Genomic DNA, 2047 nt, shown 5'->3' with positions numbered 1-2047 from the left:
GGAATGGTTCGCCACGCATCGCGGCCTTGCCGTCGATTTGCGCGAGGAGCATTTTGGCATCCCGGCCTGGCGCGCGCATGGCTCGCTGCTGCGCGACGAAACCTGGGCCGAAATCGAAGCCGCGGACGCGATCCTGTTCGGGGCAATCGGCTCGCCGGAATACGACACACTTCCGGTCGGGGCGCGCGAGGGTCAGGGCCTGATGCGCATGCGCGTCGAACTGAACCTCTATATCAACCTCCGTCCCGTGAAGGCGCTGCCCGTACTGGCCGCGGTTTCGCCGGTCAGGCCCGACGTGCTGCGCAACACCGATCTGATGATCGTGCGCGAACTCACCGGCGGGATCTATGTCGGAAAGCCGCGCGGCATCGAGACCGTCGACGGCGTGCGCCGTGGCATAAACACCATGGTCTACAGCGAACCGGAGATCGAGCGGATCGCACGCGCCGCGTTCGAACTGGCGCGCACCCGTACCGGCCGTCTGTGTTCGGTGGACAAGAGCAACGTGCTGGAGACCAGCCGGCTGTGGCGCGAGGTGGTACAGCGGCTGCACGACAGCGAATACAGCGACGTCGCCCTGTCGCATCTGTTCGTCGACAACGCGGCGATGCAGCTCGTGCGGGCGCCGTCGCAATTCGATGTGATGCTGATGGAAAACCTGTTCGGCGACATCCTGTCCGATGTCGGCGCGGCGGTTGCGGGATCGATCGGCATGCAGCCGTCCGCGTCGATGAACGGCATGTATGCCGGCGGCGATAAGCGCCATCGCGCACTCTACGAGCCGATCCATGGCAGCGCTCCGGACATCGCCGGCAAGGGTATCGCCAATCCATGCGGCGCGATCCTGAGCTTTGCCATGTGCCTGCGCCACACCTTCCTGCGCCCGGACGAAGCCGCGTTCCTGGAGAATGCGGTGACGCGTGCGATCGAGGCCGGTGCGCGGACGCCCGATATCGCGCTGCCCAACAGGCCCGCGATCTCGACCGTGGAGATGGGCAACGCCATCCTGCGCGAACTGGACGCCATGGCGGCGGAAAAACCGGCCGCTGTCCATGCTTGACGCAACCGGCCGATTGAGGCCTGTAACAGCTCCCGCCTCCTCGCGAGGCACCTTCATGCATGTGTGGTTCTGAATGTCCTCCGCTCCTGCGCGTCTCGAAGACACCCTGAAATCCGGCAAATTCGTACTCACCGCGGAAATCACCCCGCCGGTGTCGTGCGACAGGAACGACCTTCTGGAAAAGGCGCTGCCGCTGCGCGGGCTCGCCGACGCGGTGAATGTCACCGACGGCGCGGGCGCGAGAGCCCATATGGACTCGGTCACCTCCGCCACGATCCTGTTGATGAATGGGATCGAGCCCATCCTTCAGCTCACCTGCCGCGATCGTAACCGGCTTGGGCTGCAGGCTGCCTTGATGGGTGCGGCGGCGATGGGCGTTCGCAATCTTCTCGCGCTGCGCGGCGATGACCCGACGCAGGGCGACCAGCCGGAAACCAAGCCGGTGTTCGATCTCGACGCGAAGGGATTGCTCGCGACCGCGGCGCGGATGCGCGATGCGGGCGAGTTGCCGTCCGGCAAGAAGATCGGCGGCAAGGCGGACTTCTTCCTCGGTGCGGCCGACGCGCCGATCGATCCCGCGGCGGACTGGAAGCCGGTCGGCCTGAAGGGCAAGGTCGATGGCGGCGCGCGCTTCGCGCAGACCCAGTTCTGCATGGATGCCGGCGTGCTGCGCCGCTACACGCAGCGCCTGAAGGAGGAGGGCGTCGTTCCCGGCCTCTCGATGATCATCGGCGTGGTGCCGTTCCGCTCCGCGAAGTCGGCGCGCTGGATCAAGGAGAAGCTGTTCGGCTCGATCGTGCCGGACGCGATGATCGATCGCATGGATGCGGCCGCCGATCCGGTCGCGGAGGGCAAGGCGATCCTGACCGATTATCTCCTCGAGATTTCCGAGATCCCCGGCGTCGCCGGCGCGCATATCATGGCGCCGATGAATGACGACGCGGTGCCGGAAGTGATCGAGGCGTTCCGCAAGCGCAAGGGATAACG

At 65.9% G+C, this 2047-nt stretch carries 2 protein-coding genes; both read left to right on the top strand.

The genetic code is table 11. The annotated features are described in order from the left end of the window. On the top strand, positions 1 to 1060 hold a 1060-nt coding region (leuB, locus tag VNZ93_RS11165), incomplete at its 5' end, for a 3-isopropylmalate dehydrogenase (RefSeq protein WP_325704374.1). A 73-nt stretch (positions 1061 to 1133) separates the two neighbouring features. Next, positions 1134 to 2045, top strand: coding sequence for a methylenetetrahydrofolate reductase (locus tag VNZ93_RS11160; RefSeq protein ID WP_325704371.1), 912 nt, complete (start codon positions 1134 to 1136; stop codon positions 2043 to 2045). Positions 2046 to 2047: the final 2 nt, after the last annotated feature.

This window comes from Pseudorhodoplanes sp. (genome assembly GCF_035565795.1).
GTDB lineage: Bacteria > Pseudomonadota > Alphaproteobacteria > Rhizobiales > Xanthobacteraceae > Pseudorhodoplanes.
Note: the sequence above shows the minus strand (reverse complement) of the source record. Positions and strands in the feature narration are given on the sequence as shown.

Excerpts from the sequence above, each read along its gene's own strand:
- VNZ93_RS11160 (WP_325704371.1), top strand. The coding sequence starts at position 1,134 with ATGTCCTCCGCTCCTGCGCGTCTCGAAGACACCCTGAAATCCGGCAAA.